Below are 15,140 nucleotides of genomic sequence, written 5' to 3'. Positions count from 1 at the left end.
GGGTCTGCGGGAGGGTGGGCGGGTTTGCGATCTTGGGTGGGTGGAGCGGGCGGCGTTGCGAGAGCTGGCGGAGGGGGGTGTCCTCCTCACCTCGCGTGCCGTTCAGGCCGGTTGGCCCCGGCGGAGCCTTGCGCGGGCTTTGCGGTCCGAGGGCTGGACGCAGCTCCGGAACGGCACCTGGGTCGAGCCCGGGCGAACCCCGGATTTCGTCACCCGGCTCTTCGCCGTACAGCTCCTCAACCCGCGGCTCGTCGTGAGTCACCGCTCGGCGGCCGCCCTCTTCCGTATCGAGACCCTCGGCCCGCTCGCCGGTGCGCCACTCGAGTTGACCGACCCCGAGCTCACCACTCGCCCGAAGGACAAGGGCGTCCGCGTACACCGCGTCCCGCTCTCCGCGAAGGACGTGGCGGAGCGGCAGGGGCTGCGGGTCACCGGGGCGGTGCGCACCGTCGCCGATCTGCTGCGGGCCGGCCCGAGAGACGACGCGCTCGTCGCGGTCGAATCATCCCTCACCCGTCGAAGGGTCGGCGGCGTCCGCCGCGCCCCGCTCACCGACCTCGGCTCGATCCGCGCCGCCCTGGCCGACGGCGAGGCGCCCTCCCACGGGGCGGTCAGGGCGCGCACGTGGCTGACGCTCTGCGACCCCCTCGCCGGATCACCGGCCGAAACCATCGCCCGCCTGCGCTTCCACGACGCCGGCCTCCACCCGGAGACCCAGGTCGAGGTGCGGTGCCCTGACGGTCGCCGCCGCTACCTCGACTTCCTCTTCCGGGCCGAGGGGCTGGCGGTCGAGGTCGAGGGATACGCCTACCACGGCACCCGCGACTCCCACCGGCGGGACGTCCTTCGCTTCAACCAGGTACTCCAATGCCCCGAGGTCCGAAGCCTCCTTCGCTACACCGCCGAGGACGTCTTCCACCGGCCGGGGTCGCTGATCCAGGAGGTGCGGGCTGCGCTCGGTGCCGCGGGCGGGGTGGGGATCACCTCCCGTGCGGCGAAGTGAATTGCCGACCCCAGCAACCTTCCTGGCGCGAGCGGCGACCCAGTGATGTACGACCGCACAGATTCCCCCCACAGCCAACCAAGAGCGAAGGATGTCATACGCATGACCAGCATGATCAGCACGAACAGCACGAACAGCACGACCAACACTCCCCCCACGACCCGGCACGCCCGTCGCAGCCGCAAGCCCTTGGCCATCGCCTGCGCCGTCACCGCGGGTGCCGCCCTCGCCGCCCTCGGCACCGCCTACGCCACCTCGGACCCGGCCCCGGGCGACGCGGACGCCGCCCCGCGCGCCGCCGCCGGGCCCGTCGGCTTCGGTGCCGGGACCACCGGTGGCGAGGGCGGCGAGAGTGTGACCGTCTCGGACGCGGCGGCGTTCACCGAGGCCGTGCAGAGCGACGGGCCCCGGGTGGTCAAGGTCGACGGCACGATCGAGCTGAGCGAGATGACGAAGGTCGCCGGCGACAAGACCGTCGTGGGCGTGGGCACCGCCGGCAAGATCACCGGCAGCGGGCTCAACGTCAGCGGCGTCCAGAACGTGATCATCCAGAACCTCACGTTCAGCGGCTCCGACGACGACGGCATCAACGTCCAGGAGTCGTCGAAGGTCTGGCTCGACCACAACGACATCTCCGGCGCCAAGGACGGCGGCCTCGACATCAAGCGCGGCTCGACCGACATCACCGTGTCCTGGAACCGCGCGCACGACCAGGACAAGAACATGCTGCTCGGGCACTCGGACGACAACGGCGGCGAGGACGCGGGCAAGCTGAAGGTGACGTACGACCACAACTGGTTCGACGGTACGAATCAGCGCAACCCGCGCGTGCGCTTCGGGAACCCGGTACACGTCCTGAACAACTACTTCAGCGACATCGGCTCGTACGGCGTCGCGTCGACCCAGGACGCGGGCGTGCTCGTCGAGGGCAACTACTTCGAGAACACGGAAGACCCCTTCCACCTCGGCGAGGGCGACTCCGGGCCGGGCGCGCTCGCCGCCAGGGACAACCACTTCGAGAACTCCGGCGAGGGCCAGACCGGCGGCGACGTCGCGGCGATCCCGTACGACTACACGGCGGAGTCGGCCGCGACCGTCAAGGACTCCGTCACCAAGGGCGCGGGCGTCGGCAAGCTCTGAGCCACCACGCCTGACCGTGCCGGGACACGGGACATTGACGTCTCTCGATCACATGGCCCGCCTTGTGTCGAGAGACGTCAACCCCGCTTCCGCAGCTCCCCCTTGACCACCTTCCCGCTCGCGTTCCGCGGCAGTTCCCCCACGAACTCCACCGCCCGCGGCACCTTGTAGTTCGCCATCTCCCGCCGCGCCCAGGCGATCAGGTCGTCCCCGGTGAGCACCGACCCCGGACGGCGCACCACGAATGCCTTGCCGGCCTCCCCGAGCCGTGGGTCGGGTACGCCGATCACCGCGACGTCCGCGACATCGGGGTGCAGGCCCAGCATCTGCTCTATCTCCGCCGGGTAGGCGTTGAAGCCGCCGACGATGAACATGTCCTTGATGCGGTCCGTGATGCGCAGGTTGCCCGCATCGTCCAGCACGCCCACATCCCCGGTGCGCAGCCAGCCGTCCGGCGTCAGCACCTCGGCCGTGGCCGCCTCGTCCTCGTAGTAGCCGCGCATGACGTTGAAGCCGCGCACCAGGACCTCGCCGGGTTCGCCGGGCGGGGCCTCGACGCGGATCTCCGTGCCGGGGATGGCGCGGCCCGACGTCGAGGCGATGACGGACGGGTCGTCGCCGCGCCGGCACATCGTGACGATGCCGCTGGCCTCCGACAGGCCGTACGCCGTCAGGACCGTCTCCACGCCGAGTTCCCCGCGCAGGCGCTCCACCAGTCGCAAGGGCACGACCGCGGCGCCGGTGACCACCAGTCGGAGCGCCGAGAGGTCGTAGGCGTCCCTCGCCGGGTGGTCCAGGAGGGACTGGTGCAGGGTCGGGGGGCCGGGCAGGACCGAGACGCGTTCCGCCGCGATGTTCGCCAGGGCCGTGTTCACGTTGAAGACGGGTTGGGGGATCATCGTCGCGCCGCGCATCAGGCAGGCGATCACCCCGGCCTTGTAGCCGAAGGTGTGGAAGAAGGGGTTCACGATGAGGTAGCGGTCGCCCTGGCGGAGCCCGGCGAGTTCGCTCCACACCTCGTACGCCCTGAGCGTCTGCGTGTGCGTGATCACCGCGCCCTTCGGGCGGCCCGTCGTCCCGGACGTGAAGACGATGTCGGACGGCCAGGAGCCGGATACGGCCTCGGCGCGCGCCCGCACCTGCGCCGTGCTCACCGCGTCGCCGCTCGCCAGGAAGTCCTTCCAGGTGCGGAATTCCGCGGGGGCGGCGTCGTCCGACAGCACGACCACCTGCTCCAGGTCCGGCAGTCCCGGGCCCTGAGCGACCGCCCGCCGCAGCGACGCCACGTACGACGTGCCGAGGAAGGTGCCGGTGACGAACAGCAGCCGGGTCCCGCTGCGGCGCAGCACGTCCGCCGCCTCCGTGCCCTTGAAGCGGGTGTTGAGCGGGACGAGCACCGCGCCCGCCGACACCGCGCCGAGTGCCGCCACGATCCAGTCCAGGGTGTTCGGCGCCCAGATGGCGACCCGGTCGCCCGGCGCGATGCCGTTCGCCAGGCAGGCCGCCGTCGAGCGTTCGACACGGGCGCCCAGTTCGGCGTACGAGACCCGGCTCCGGCCCTCGACCACCGCCTCGGCGTCCGCGTACCGCTCGGCCGCGGTTCGCACGAGTTCCGGAATGCTGCCCCACTCCAAGTCACCGCGCACGGCACACCTCCCGACCCCGTAGCTGACTACCCGTCAGATTAGCTGTACTCTGACGCCCTGTCAGCAGTCCTTCAGCAGCGTGGAGGTGTGCACATGGCCGGACTCAAGGACGCCACCGCGATCGTCGGCATCGGACAGACCCCCTTCGCCAAGCGCCTCGCGGAGGACGAGCGGACCCTCGCCTGCCGTGCCGTGCTCGCCGCCCTCGACGACGCCGGGATAGCCCCGGGCGAGGTCGACGCGCTGGCCAGCTACACCATGGAGGAGACCGATGAGGTCGAGCTGGCGAAGGCCGTCGGGTTCGGGGATCTCACCTTCTTCAGCAAGGTGGGGTACGGGGGTGGCGGATCGTGTGCCACCGTCGCGCATCTCGCCGGCGCCATCGCCACCGGGCAGGCCTCGGTCGGCGTCGCCTGGCGGTCCCGGAAGCGGGGCAGCGGGCCCCGGCCCTGGCGGAACACCAACGTCCAGCTCCCCACGCCGGCCCAGTGGACCCGGCCGTACGGCCTGCTGCGGCCGGTCGACGAGATCGCCATGCTCGCCCGCCGGTACATGCACGAGTTCGGCGCGACGCGGGATCACCTCTTCAACGTCGCGCTCGCCTGCCGGAACCGGGCCAACCAGAACCCGGCGGCCGTCATGTACGACCGTCCCCTGACCCGCGAGATGTACATGACGTCCCGGTGGATCAGCGAGCCGCTGTGCCTGTTCGACAACTGCCTGGAGACGGACGGGGCGTTGGCGTGCGTCGTCGTCAGCCGGGAGCGCGCCCGGGACTGCCGGCGCACGCCCGTGTACGTCCACTCCGCCGCCCAGGGGCTGCCCGCCCAGCACCACGGCATGGTCAACTACTGGAACGACGACCCGCTCACGGGACCGGCCTGGACCGCCGCCCGGCATCTGTGGAAGCACGCCGACTTCACTCCACAGGATGTGGACGTCGCCCAGATCTACGACGCGTTCACGGCGCTGATACCGCTCTCGCTGGAGGGGTACGGCTTCTGCGGGCGGGGCGAGGGCGGAGTGTTCACCGAGCAGGGGGCGCTGGAGATCGGCGGGCGGCTGCCGCTCAACACCAGTGGCGGCGGGCTGAGCGAGGCCTATGTCCATGGGTTCAACCTCATCAACGAGGGCGTCAAGCAGCTCCGCGGCACCAGCACCGCCCAGGTCCCCGGCGCCGCCACCTGCCTCGTCACCGCCGGCGAGGGCGTCCCCACCTCCGCGCTGCTTCTGAGGAGCTGATCGGACGATGCTGTCCCCCGTCACCGACGCCGACGGCGCCCCGTTCTGGCGGTACGCCGCCCAGGGCGAGCTGCGCGTCCAGGCCTGCGCCGACTGCGGCGAGCGCCGCTTCCCGCCCCGCCCCTGCTGCCCGCACTGCCAGTCCTTCGTGAGCGACTGGCGGCGCGTCGGCGGGCACGGGCGGATCTGGTCCTACGTCGTCCCGCATCCGCCCCTGCTGCCCGAGTACGCCGAGCAGGCGCCGTACAACGTCGTGGTCGTCGAGCTCGCCGACGCGCCCCGCATCCGCCTGGTCGGGAACCTCGTCACCGGCCCGGACGCGCCCCTCAACTCCCTGCCCCCCGATCGGATCCGCATCGGCGCCAAGGTCCAGGCCGTCTTCAGCGGCAGCGGTCTGCCGCAGTGGGTCCTGGAGCGGCCATGAGCCTCGACAGCCTCGACGTCACGACCGACAAGGACACCGGCGTCGCCGTCGTCACCCTCGACCGGCCCGAGCGGCTCAATGCCATCGACCTCGCGATGCGGGACGAACTCGTGGCGGTCTGGCGAGGGTTGCGGTTCGACGACACCGTACGGGCCGTCGTGCTCACCGGCGCCGGGGGGCGGGCCTTCTGTACGGGCCTTGACCGGGAGGCCGTCGTCCCGCAGCCGAACTCGCCGTACATGACGGACGATCCGCTGCTGCGGGTCGGGCCGAAGTCCAACGACCTGTGGAAACCGGTCGTCGCCGCGGTGACCGGCATGGCCTGCGGGGGCGCCTTCTATCTGCTCGGCGAGGCCGACTTCCTGGTCGCCGACCCGGACGCCACCTTCTTCGACCCGCACACCGCCTACGGCATGGTCAGCGCCTACGAGTCGATGCTGATGGCGCTGCGGATGCCGCACGGGGAGGCCGCGCGGATGGCGCTGATGGGGAGCGCGGAGCGGCTGTCGGCGCGGCGGGCGCACGAGATCGGGCTGGTGTCCGAAGTGGCCGAGCCGGGCGGGGCGTTGGCCGCCGCGGTGGAGTGCGCCGCGGTCATCGCCGGGTATCCGGCGCAGGGGGTGCAGGGGACCGTACGGGCGCTGTGGGCGGCCAAGGAGGCCGCCCTGGCCCAGGCGTTCGCGCAGGCGCCGCACCTGATCGCGCTCGGGAACCTGCCGGGCGAGCGGCAGGCGGAGCTGTTCCGGGCGCGGCGCCGCGATCACCGGGTGCGGTGAGGCGCTGAGCTACTGCGCCTCACGTGTCACATCGTCCAGGGCGCAGGTGACGCCGCTCGTGTTCGCGCCGGAGTCGGGGACGTACGCGGCGGCCACGTCCAGGGTCTCCGTGGTGTCGGGCGAGACGTACGGGATGGCGGACGAGCTGGTGCGCACGGGGGCGCCGTCGGGGTCCTTGAAGACCACGCCGAACTCGTAGGTGTACGTGGTGACGCTGCTGGTGTTGGCGGCCTCGACGCGGGCCACGATGCCCCGGCTCGGGTCGTACACACAACTGGTGATCTTCACGTCGGTGGTGGGCCGCGCACTGGCGGTCGCGGAGGATCCGCCGCTCGCCGAGCCTCCGGAGGACGAGTAGTCGTCGTCATCGTCGTCGTAGTGGTGCGTGCTGCCGCCCGAACCACTCGACGAGCTGCTGGAGTTCGAGCTGTCGTCGCACCCGCCGCCGTGCGAGCGCCGGGCTCCCGTCAGGGCGACCACCACGCAGGCGATCACGGCCACTGCGCGGACATGGCGAAGCTTCACGGTGTTTCAACCCCCGTTGTCGCGATCGTGAGCACGTCACGTTAGCAGCGGCCGCGTGGCGGTGAGCGCTCACCCGGCGTAGCGTCTCGTGTAAGAGCGGTGAAGACGCCCGCTCCCCTGGGACGGCCGCCGTCCGGACCCCTTCCGTGCACCGGCACGACGGCCGTCACACAGCCCCGGCTACGCCGTCCGTGCCGTGCCCGTGCCCTTCTCCGCGTCCAGCGCGTACACACAGCGGTCCTTGCTGCACGCGTACACCACCCCGTCCTTGACCACGGGTGAGCCGGTGATCTCGCCGCCGGTGGCGAGTTTCCATCTCAGGCGGCCGTCGTCGGCCTTCAGGGTGTACAGCAGGTGGTCGGTGGAGCCGAAGTGGATCCGGCCCTCGGCCACGGACGGGGCGCCCACGACATCGCCGCCCGCCTGGAACCGCCACTTCGGCGTCCCGGTGACCGCGTCCAGCGTGTACAGGCCCTTGCCGCTGCCGACGTGCACATGGCCCGCGGCCACCAGCACCGGCTCGATGGAGGAGCGGGACTCGGTGGCGATGCGCCAGCGGTCGCGGCCGTCGGTGGCGTCCAGGGCGTAGACGGTGCCGAGGTAGTCGGCGAGGTACACGCCGCCGCCGGTCACCGCGGGGCCCGGCACGAAGGTCGGCGGGCACAGGAAGACCGCCGGGGCCTCGAAGTGCCAGCGCACGAGGCCGCTGCGCACGTCGAGCGCGAGCACGCGCGTCCCGGCGGAGACGTACACATGGCCGTCGTGCGCCTGCGCCACCCGCACCGGCACCCCGCCGCAGGAGGCGGCGTCGCCGATCGGGTACGCCCAGCGCTCGTCGCCGGTGCGGGCGTCCAGCGCCTTCAGCCGGGCGTCCTGCCAGACGTACACCGTGCCGTCGTACAGCGCCGGGCCGGCCTCCGGGGACTCGAAGTCGGTCTGCGCCCCGGTGATCTCCCACAGTTTCTGGCCGTTCGAGGCCTCCCAGGCCTGGACGCCGCCGCCGCGGGTGCCGGTGACGACGGTGCCGCGCTCGGCCTTGAGGGAGTACACCCAGGCGTCCGTCTGGAGGCGCCAGAGGTCCGCGCCCTCGCGGCTCTCCAGGGCGAACAGGGTCGGGCCGTCGGAGGCGTGGATACGGCCGTCCGCGACCGCCATCGACCAGGCCACGTCGCGCGTCTTGAAGCGGCGGCGGCCGGTGGCCACGTCGAGGGCGTGGACCTCGAAGGAGGTGACGTAGACGAGGTCGTCGGCGACGGCCGGGGTGCCCCAGACGTCGTTCGACATGCGAAAACGCCAGGGCCGCCAGCCGGCCGCGCTCTCCGGGGGCACGGGCGGCACGGCCGGTACGGCGGGGCCGGCGGCAGGATCCGCGCCGTTGACGCCGGGGCGGGGCTTGGACCAGGAGGCGACCAGGCCGGCCTCCGGAGGGGGCGCCTGCATGGCGGCGGCGCGGGCGTCGGCGACGCGGGGGCCGGGGCCGATCGGGACGGCGGCGCCCGCGAGGCGGACCGGGCCGGTGTCGGGGGCGCCGGCCGGGACGGGCGCGGGCTGCGGGACCACCGGGTCGTGCGGGGGCGGGGGCGGCACGGGCGCGGGGGCGGGGGCGGGGACGAAACGGTCGCCACCGCTGCGGCCGGACGAAGAAGGCTTGGTCGCCGGGCGGCCGCCGCGCCGCGCCTCGATCAGGCTCACCGCGCGCTCGGGCAGCCACGCGGACGCCGTACCGCTGTCGTCGGAGCCGGAGCCGAAGAGGTGGGGTGCGAGCTGGGCCTGGAGGTCGGCCGGGTTGGGGCGGCTCGTGGCCTCCATCTGCATGAGGGACTCGATCAGCGGGCGCAGCTCGTCCGGCAGGCCCTCGAGGTCGGGGCCCTCGCGCAGCAGCATGAAGACCGTCTCGACCGGGTTGGCGCCGTGGAACGGGGGGTGTCCGGTGGCGGCGAACACCAGCATCGAGCCCAGCGAGAAGACATCGCTCGCGCCGGTGACGCTGCGCGAGTCCTTGGCCTGCTCGGGGGACATGTAGGCGGGGGTGCCGACGGCGACGTTGGTCATTGTCAAACGCGTATTCGATACGCCGGACGCGATACCGAAGTCGATGACGCGGGGGCCGTCCTCGACCACGAGCACGTTGGACGGCTTCAGGTCGCGGTGGACGAGACCGGCGCCGTGGATGGACTGCAGGGCCTCCGCGACGCCCGCCGCCAGCCAGCGCACCGCCTGAGCCGGGAGCGGCCCGCACTCGTTCACTATCTCCTCGAGCGAGGGCGCCGGGACGTACGCGGTGGCCAGCCACGGCACGGCCGCGCGCGGGTCGGCGTCGACCACGGCCGCCGTGTAGAAGCCGGAGACCGCCCGGGCCGCCTCCACCTCACGCGTGAAGCGGACGCGGAAGAGCTGGTCCTCGGCCAGCTCCGTGCGGACCGTCTTGATCGCCACGCGCCGGCCCGAAGCCGAGCGCGCGAGATAGACCAGCCCCATACCGCCGGCGCCCAGCCGTCCGAGCACCTCGAACGGCCCGATCCTGCGCGGATCGTGCTGCGTAAGCTGATCCACCACTCTGCCTGCCACCTCCCCGTACGGGCCCCGTCACCCACATATGTACGCGACCCCGTGCAGCGTCTCACCACCGCACCGCCTTGGCGGCACGCACCCCGATTCTTCCTGTCCGAGGGCGTGGTTGCGAACCCGGGGGCGGAACGGGGTGTCTTGGGACAAAACCACACTCCGGCGGCCGCGGAAAGCGCCGGTTCGCATAGTGGGACGCACGAGGTGAGAGCGCGGTCAGCGTTCCAGGACCGCGAACGACGCCCCCTGGTCGTCGGTGACGACGGCGACCGTGCCGTACGACGTTTCGAAGGGCGGCACCTGCACCCGCCCGCCGAGCCGGTTCACCGCGGCGAGGGTCTCCTCGCAGGACGCCACCCGGAAGTGGACGAGGAAATGGGGCGGCATCATCTCCGGGAAGACCTCGGAGACGGCCGCGCGGCCGAAGTCGGGCTTGGCGTCCGGCCCGAACAGGGCGTCGGCGAAGAGCTCGCCGTAGAAGGTGTTGGCGACGTCGGTGTCCCGGGCGTAGAGCTGCACCCAGGCGAAGCTGCCGGGCTCGTGCCGCCGGCCGAAGCCCCGGTGGCTGCCCGCCTCCCAGAGCGCGAAGACGGCGCCCTCGGGGTCGGTGACCAGCGCGGCGGCGCCGAGGTCCGCCCCCATCCGCACGGGCGGGACGACCACCTGCCCGCCTGCCGCGCGGATCCGCTCCCCCAGCGCCCGGGCGTCCGGGGTGGCGAAGTACACCGTCCACACGGTGGGCAGCCGCCCGTCCGCCTTACGGGCGAGCGCGGCGACCCGCTCACCGTCGAGGAGGGCCCACACGGTGGAGTCGTACGCCTCCTCGAAGTCCCATCCGAAGAGCTCACCGTAGAAGCGCTTGCCCGCCGCCACGTCGGGAAGCTGGGCGTCGACCCAGCACGGGACGCCCTCCGTGTATCCCGTTCCGTTCGCGGATGCCCTGTTTTCGGCCATGCGGCAAAAGTAACGGCCTCCCGCGCACCGCGCAGACCAGGCACACCAGCCTCGTGATCCTCGTGCACCCCATTTGCAGTCGGCCGAATCGCGCCCCGATCACGCCTCGGTAAGCTGACGGCATGACAGGACAAGTGCGTACCGTCGACGGCCGTGTGGCCGGCCGGCGTGGGCAGGCGACCCGGCAGAAGCTGCTCGACTGCCTCAGCGAGATGCTCAGCTCTTCCCCGTACCGGGACGTCAAAGTCATCGATGTCGCCCGGAAGGCGGGCACTTCGCCCGCGACCTTCTACCAGTACTTCCCGGACGTCGAGGGCGCCGTCCTGGAGATCGCCGAGCAAATGGCCGCCGAGGGCGCCTCCTTGACCGAACTCGTCGAGGGCCGCAGCTGGGTCGGCAAGGCCGGCTGGCAGACGGCTCAGGAACTCGTCGACGGATTCCTGGAGTTCTGGCGCAAGAACGACGCGATCCTCAGGGTCGTCGATCTCGGCGCGTCCGAGGGCGACAAACGGTTCTACAAGCTTCGTATGAAGATCCTGAACTCCGTGAACAACTCCCTGGCGGACGCGGTCAGTCAACTGCAGGCCAAGGGCAGGGTCGACAAGGACGTCAACCCGGCCGCGGTCGCGGGTTCGATCGTCGCGATGCTCGCGGCGGTGGCCTCGCACCAGAAGGGCTTCCAGACGTGGGGCGTCAAACAGGCCGAACTCAAGCCGAATCTGGCGCTGTTGGTGCACCTGGGCGTGACCGGCAAGAAGCCGACGAAGTAGGCCCCTGATTCATCAAGTCCTGTCTGGCAGGCGGCGGCTCACCCGACGTGGGCCGCCGCCTGCCGTGTTGTGCGGGCAGCGGTCGGTCCTGTACGACGTGCAGATGGTCCGGCTCCCCGAACAGCCGCTGTGCCTCCAGCACATGCGGGATGCCGGCCAGCGCGCTCTCGAACTCGGCGACCGTCTCCCGGTCCTCCTGCCGCATGGAGGCGAAGGCCAACGCGAGCGGCTCCGCCGACCAAGCAGTCCGGGGCAGGCTCACCGTATGTTCCCTGTCACCCGATGGGAGCAACCGGAGTGCCGGCCGGCGCTGCGCAGCCACACAGCGCGCTGGGGACCGTCCCCCATCGCCTCCGCCCACCGAACCCACGCCACCGGCCGCACCGCCGGAGGCGCGCGCCGGGCTGCGCGACCGCACCCCGGTGACGGCGGTGGCGGGCCTGGTCACCGGGTACGCGCTGCACACGGTGCTCGCGGTGGCCGGCCTCGCGGTGCCGGCGGCGGGCGAGCCGGGGCTGCTGACCGCGCGGACGGCCGCCGGCGCCGGGTACCTGGCCTGGCTGGGCTGGAGCGTGCTGCGCCGCCCGGGCACGCCGGGGGCGGCCGAGGAGACGGTGGCCACGAGCCCGGCCCGCGCCGTCCTCCGGGTCGCCACGATCAGCGGCCTGAACCCCAAGGGCCTGCTGCTCTGCCTGTCGGTGCTGCCGCAGTTCCTGGTGACGCTTCGTCGTCACGTCGTAGGCGGTCCGGTACGTACTCGCGAGTAACCGCCAGTTGCGGTCTGCCGGATCCGTATGCGCCGTCGTCGTGGCCTCATGGATCAGGCCAGGGAGATCGGCGGCGACCTGCTTGATGTTCGTCGCGCGGACCATGGCGCACAGCTACATCTGGGTCGGGGCCGAGGTCGTAGATGTTCAGAGCCTCGCGAATCGGTTGATCAGGCCGTCCAGTTGGTCCTGCCGCAGCTCTTCAAGGTAGGGCTGTCCGGTCAGTTCGGTGACCGGCACGGAGAGGACGCGGGCAAGTGCACCGATCACCGAAGGGCTGGCGGGCAGGACGCCCCGCTCCACCTTCGTCAGCATGCTGCAGGAACGTGCGAGAGGTCGGCCAACTCACGTTGCGTCAACCGGCGGACCTTGCGCACGTGCGCCTGTGTGCTCGGCAGCGTGCGGGGGCATACCGGTCTCCGTTCTGCATCGACACCAGAACGGTACCCCTGGCCCGTTGCCGGGGAACTGCGATCGGCCCTCGTCGCTCCCTGACGGGGCCGATGGGTCAGTCGTAAGTACGAGTCGCCCACCGACCCCATGGTGCCTCACGCGGACGGCGATGGCGAACTGCGACTGGAGTATTGAGAAGGGGGCTCCCGCATCCACTTCGCCAGCCGGTCCGTATCGCCCGACGACGACCTGCACCGCCCGAACAGGATCGTGCAGGCCGTCGTCACGCAGCCTCATCCACCGACGGCGTCAGAATTCATCTGAAGAGGCCTCACCTCACGCACTCACGGAAGTGACGGAAGTACTTCTTCCCACTCTCTCAAGCGCTCAGCGAATTCTTCTTCCGACATCAGCCTGGCGAGACTGAGCGCGGGCGTCACCAGATTCTTGGCGACTCGCAAACGCCGGATCTGCGAGACATGGAGAGATCGCCAACCAGAGGACAGTTGCCGAGCTTCTTCGGCCGACATCGGAAGTTCCCGAAACAGAAGCTCAATCAGATGCTCCGGATTCAGAATGTCGACCTCAGGACTCGACGGAATCTGCGGAAGCAGGGCGACGGAGAGGTTCAGGCGACGGATCACGCCTTCGCGACGATCGATCGCCCCTGAACTCACCGCGGTTTCGAGAGCGTAGTCCAGCGCCGCCGAACACATGGCCCAGCGCTCCGTCGGCACGTCGCCACAACCCTCGGCCAGGCGCATCGTCAGCAGCTCAACGACCGCCAGCCACTGACCAGGGTCCAACTCAGAGCGCATGGGCGTGCCTGTAGCCAGCATCTCGGAGAGAGAGAGCAGGTCGAGCGCCGCCAAATCATTGAGCTGGTTCATCAGAAGTGAACCCCTGCCGCCACAAAGGCATCCCTACCAATTTCGAGACTCTCACTCGACGGCAGGAAGTGGCCACTGTGGTTGTTGATATCCAGCCCGAAGTATCCATCTCGCGAAGAGCCTGCGATATCAGCCTCACCGGCCGCGCGAACGGGAGCCCCTCGAGTGAGAACCGAGTGTGAGATCTCCTGGCCATTGACAAACTTCGGCACGATCACGAGACTCCCGTCCTCCCGAACTGCCCACTTAACGGTCCCGGAACTGATTGCAGCATCAAATCCAGCAGATCCTGCGCCGACCGGTGTGACGCCCAACCTGTCCGCCAGGGCGAGTTCCCTGTCAAGAGCTCCTGGCATTGTATTGGGGAACAGGTCACAACCAGGACCGGAGTTGTGCACGAGTACCGGTGTGTTCCCGGCCACCACGTAGTACGTGTGCACTTTACTGACGGTGAGGTTGTAGACCGTGGCAGCGAGAGTCGTCCAGCGTTGGACCTTGGTGATCCGGACGTCGTTCCCGTCCGTGGTGCGCAGCCGCTCGCCCGGGGCCAGGTCGGTAGCGTCGATCCACTGTCCCAGCTCAGGAACCCAGAACGGATGCCCGTCCGTCGCCGTGACCGATGCGGTCTTGCCGCCCTCGATGTCGATGGTGACCTTGACCAGGTGCTTGAGCCCGGTCCCCCTGATCTCGGCCGTGACCGTCTCAGCCTTTGTTTCTCCCGTCCCAGGGTCCGTGGCCAGAACCTTGTCGCCGATACCGACGTCCTTGATCTTCCTCGTGGAGCCGTCGGCCATCAGCACCTCGGTGGTGCCGAGGAAGCTGTTGACCTTGCAGGACCTCGCCAGGTCCTCGTAGGCGTTGACCGTGCCCTCGAGCCTCGCGAGGGTCGCGGCGTCCAGGTCCAGCTTCTTCAGCGCCTTGAACGCCTCGCCGACTCCGATCCCGGTGCGCATCGCGGCGTCCAGCGCGCGGATCGCCCCGACAGCCTTCCCGATCGCTTTACCGGGGACGAAGTTGGAGGCTGCCCAGGCGCAGCCGCTGACGCTGCCGTGCCAGCAGTCCACGAAGTCCTGGACCAGCAGCTCCTTTCCGATCTTGAGATAGGTGTCAATGAGGCCCTTGAGGATGTCGGCTTGGGTGAAGGTACGAGTGAGCTTCTTCGTCAGCCCTTTGAACGTCTGCGTTCCGAGGAAGACCACGTCGTTCCGCGGGCAACCTGCCTCCGTCGCGGGAACGTCGGGGTCGAGGCACGCGTAGAAACTGACAGTGGCATTGAACGTGAACGTGTAGGTGACGGTGCAACTAGTGCCGAGTCCGGGTGGCAGTTCGCAGGGGTTGTCCTGCTTGGCATCGGTCACTTCTACGTCGTCGACGACGTAGAAGGTGCCGCCGACGCCCGTACCAGCCCCGGTGGCGACCTGCTTGTTCGCCTCCTTGCGTGCCGCCGACTCTGCCGCTTTCTGTGCCTCCCTGGCGTACTTCTGGGCGTCCTTGGCCGCTTCCTCGGCCGCGGTGGCGGCGGCGTCGGCGCGCTGCGCTGCGGCGCGGGCATCCTTCGCGGCCAGCTCGGCCTGTGCTGCCGCCGCACGGGCGGCGGACGCATCGAGGGCCGCCTGGTCGGCGGAGTCGCGGGCCTGCTCGGCGTGGCCCTCGGCCCGCCCGGCTGCCTTGTCCGCCGCGGCGGCGTCCTGGGTGGCCTTGCGGTCGTATTCGATCGTGCGGGCCAGGGATGCCGATGCCCGTGAGGCCGCCTTGGCGGCGTCGGCCGCGTAGCCGAGGGCCTGCTTGGCGTAGGTACGGGCGCTGGCCGCATGCCTGGCGGCTCCCGCCGCGTGCTGGTAGGCGGCCTTGGCGTCGCCCTTGGCCCGGTCTGCGAGGGCCTTGGCGGCGGCGGCCTCCTGCTGGGCGTTCTTGGCGTGGGCGTCGGCGACGGCCTTCTGCTGCTCAGCGATCGTCTTCGATGCCTGGCCGGTCAGGACCACCAGGCCGGCGGCCGAGTCGGTGGTGACGTAGGGGGAGCCGAGCTGGATGGCGTCGTTGGCCGG

General features: G+C 70.6%; 14 protein-coding genes. 7 read left to right on the top strand and 7 right to left on the bottom strand.

The features are described from left to right. Positions 1-139 precede the first annotated feature (139 nt). Together ACP4J3_RS24020 and ACP4J3_RS24015 are read left to right on the top strand one after the other, a co-directional pair. Entirely contained in the window at positions 140-1,003 is an 864-nt protein-coding gene (locus tag ACP4J3_RS24020; protein ID WP_426537714.1) for a hypothetical protein, read from the top strand. 102 nt (positions 1,004-1,105) lie between these two features. Then, positions 1,106-2,143: a pectate lyase family protein gene (locus tag ACP4J3_RS24015; protein WP_426537712.1), complete on the top strand. Its 1,038-nt coding sequence runs from the start codon at positions 1,106-1,108 to the stop codon at positions 2,141-2,143. Between the two features lie 77 nt (positions 2,144-2,220). Here ACP4J3_RS24015 and ACP4J3_RS24010 read toward each other — a convergent pair whose 3' ends face one another. After that, positions 2,221-3,789 carry a FadD3 family acyl-CoA ligase gene (locus tag ACP4J3_RS24010; RefSeq protein ID WP_426537710.1) on the bottom strand — a complete coding sequence of 523 codons (1,569 nt, stop codon included), beginning with the start codon at positions 3,787-3,789 and terminating at the stop codon, positions 2,221-2,223. A 93-nt stretch (positions 3,790-3,882) separates the two neighbouring features. On the opposite strand from ACP4J3_RS24010, the gene ACP4J3_RS24005 reads away from it, so the two are divergent. The 3 genes from ACP4J3_RS24005 to ACP4J3_RS23995 are packed head-to-tail and all read left to right on the top strand — an operon-like array spanning position 3,883 to position 6,231. Beyond that, the gene (locus ACP4J3_RS24005) at positions 3,883-5,031 is read left to right on the top strand and encodes a lipid-transfer protein (RefSeq protein WP_426537708.1); all 1,149 of its coding nucleotides are present in this window, start codon (positions 3,883-3,885) and stop codon (positions 5,029-5,031) included. Between the two features lie 7 nt (positions 5,032-5,038). After that, positions 5,039-5,455, top strand: a complete 417-nt coding sequence (locus ACP4J3_RS24000; protein WP_426537706.1) for a Zn-ribbon domain-containing OB-fold protein — start codon at positions 5,039-5,041, stop codon at positions 5,453-5,455. Beyond that, the gene (locus tag ACP4J3_RS23995) at positions 5,452-6,231 is read left to right on the top strand and encodes an enoyl-CoA hydratase/isomerase family protein (protein WP_426537704.1); all 780 of its coding nucleotides are present in this window, start codon (positions 5,452-5,454) and stop codon (positions 6,229-6,231) included. Before ACP4J3_RS24000 ends, ACP4J3_RS23995 begins: the two co-directional genes overlap by 4 nt. A gap of 9 nt (positions 6,232-6,240) precedes the next feature. On the opposite strand, the gene ACP4J3_RS23990 is transcribed toward ACP4J3_RS23995, so the two are convergent. The 3 genes from ACP4J3_RS23990 to ACP4J3_RS23980 form a co-directional block, all read right to left on the bottom strand. After that, the gene (locus ACP4J3_RS23990; protein ID WP_426537702.1) at positions 6,241-6,756 is read right to left on the bottom strand and encodes a hypothetical protein; all 516 of its coding nucleotides are present in this window, start codon (positions 6,754-6,756) and stop codon (positions 6,241-6,243) included. Positions 6,757-6,936: 180 nt separating this feature from the next. Beyond that, positions 6,937-9,312, bottom strand: coding sequence for a PQQ-binding-like beta-propeller repeat protein (locus tag ACP4J3_RS23985; protein ID WP_426537700.1), 2,376 nt, complete (start codon positions 9,310-9,312; stop codon positions 6,937-6,939). 225 nt (positions 9,313-9,537) lie between these two features. Beyond that, positions 9,538-10,275, bottom strand: coding sequence for a VOC family protein (locus ACP4J3_RS23980; protein WP_426537698.1), 738 nt, complete (start codon positions 10,273-10,275; stop codon positions 9,538-9,540). Positions 10,276-10,409: 134 nt separating this feature from the next. Between ACP4J3_RS23980 and ACP4J3_RS23975 the strand changes: the two genes are divergently transcribed. Both ACP4J3_RS23975 and ACP4J3_RS23970 read left to right on the top strand, forming a co-directional pair. Then, complete coding sequence (locus tag ACP4J3_RS23975; protein ID WP_194049583.1) at positions 10,410-11,045, top strand: TetR family transcriptional regulator; 636 nt, start codon at positions 10,410-10,412, stop codon at positions 11,043-11,045. Between the two features lie 422 nt (positions 11,046-11,467). Beyond that, positions 11,468-11,812 (top strand): LysE family translocator, encoded by a 345-nt coding sequence (locus ACP4J3_RS23970; RefSeq protein WP_426537696.1) that lies wholly within the window; start codon positions 11,468-11,470, stop codon positions 11,810-11,812. Between the two features lie 147 nt (positions 11,813-11,959). Here ACP4J3_RS23970 and ACP4J3_RS23965 read toward each other — a convergent pair whose 3' ends face one another. The 3 genes from ACP4J3_RS23965 to ACP4J3_RS23955 all read right to left on the bottom strand — a co-directional run. Further along, complete coding sequence (locus ACP4J3_RS23965) at positions 11,960-12,127, bottom strand: hypothetical protein (protein ID WP_426537694.1); 168 nt, start codon at positions 12,125-12,127, stop codon at positions 11,960-11,962. A gap of 422 nt (positions 12,128-12,549) precedes the next feature. Next, positions 12,550-13,095, bottom strand: coding sequence for a hypothetical protein (locus ACP4J3_RS23960; RefSeq protein WP_426537692.1), 546 nt, complete (start codon positions 13,093-13,095; stop codon positions 12,550-12,552). Further along, positions 13,095-15,140, bottom strand: a 2,046-nt coding sequence (locus ACP4J3_RS23955; protein WP_426537690.1) for a Hint domain-containing protein, incomplete at its 5' end; no start/stop codon positions are given. The genes ACP4J3_RS23955 and ACP4J3_RS23960, both read right to left, overlap by 1 nt.

Source organism: Streptomyces sp. UG1 (genome assembly GCF_049974585.1).
Taxonomy (GTDB): Bacteria; Actinomycetota; Actinomycetes; order Streptomycetales; family Streptomycetaceae; genus Streptomyces.
Note: the sequence above shows the minus strand (reverse complement) of the source record. Positions and strands in the feature narration are given on the sequence as shown.

What these genes read in the sequence shown, in the direction of transcription:
- ACP4J3_RS23965 (WP_426537694.1), bottom strand. Translation starts at nt 12,127, where the DNA reads ATGCTGACGAAGGTGGAGCGGGGCGTCCTGCCCGCCAGCCCTTCGGTG.
- ACP4J3_RS23995 (WP_426537704.1), top strand. Translation starts at nt 5,452, where the DNA reads ATGAGCCTCGACAGCCTCGACGTCACGACCGACAAGGACACCGGCGTC.
- ACP4J3_RS23980 (WP_426537698.1), bottom strand. Translation starts at nt 10,275, where the DNA reads ATGGCCGAAAACAGGGCATCCGCGAACGGAACGGGATACACGGAGGGC.
- ACP4J3_RS24000 (WP_426537706.1), top strand. Translation starts at nt 5,039, where the DNA reads ATGCTGTCCCCCGTCACCGACGCCGACGGCGCCCCGTTCTGGCGGTAC.
- ACP4J3_RS23960 (WP_426537692.1), bottom strand. Translation starts at nt 13,095, where the DNA reads ATGAACCAGCTCAATGATTTGGCGGCGCTCGACCTGCTCTCTCTCTCC.
- ACP4J3_RS24005 (WP_426537708.1), top strand. Translation starts at nt 3,883, where the DNA reads ATGGCCGGACTCAAGGACGCCACCGCGATCGTCGGCATCGGACAGACC.
- ACP4J3_RS24015 (WP_426537712.1), top strand. Translation starts at nt 1,106, where the DNA reads ATGACCAGCATGATCAGCACGAACAGCACGAACAGCACGACCAACACT.